Here is a 383-nt window from a genome sequence, read left to right on the forward strand (position 1 = left end):
GCGCCCGGAATCCACGTCGCCGTGCCGTCCTTCGTCCGCTCGATCCGGTCGATCTCGTGCGCCGCCGGCGGTTTCGCAAAGCGCCTCGCTTCCCGAAGCCGATGCACCACGTCGTACTTGAACAGCCACGTCACGCCGCCCGGTTCGACCCGGCGCACCAGATTGCCGTATGCATCATGCTCGTAGCGCGTGCGGCTCAGTTCCTTCAGCACGTTCCCCACGCACTTCGGCAGCGCCTTCTCCCAATCCCACAGCGCCTCGCACTCGCCCGCCACCTGCATGCGCCGCGCGAGCTGCGCCTCCGGCAACCGTTCCCCCGGATGCGCATCCCACCATGCGCGGTCCTGCGCCATCTGTCGCTGCATCCGCGCCATCACCGACTC

1 protein-coding gene is annotated in these 383 nt (G+C 68.4%); it reads right to left on the bottom strand.

Going from position 1 to position 383, the window contains the following annotated elements; all coding sequences use genetic code 11:
- The coding region (locus DIE21_RS36955; RefSeq protein WP_185642935.1) for an RHS repeat domain-containing protein at positions 1-365 on the bottom strand (365 nt) is incomplete at its 3' end.
- Positions 366-383 lie beyond the last annotated feature (18 nt).

This window comes from Burkholderia sp. Bp9140 (assembly GCF_003853425.1).
GTDB lineage: Bacteria > Pseudomonadota > Gammaproteobacteria > Burkholderiales > Burkholderiaceae > Burkholderia.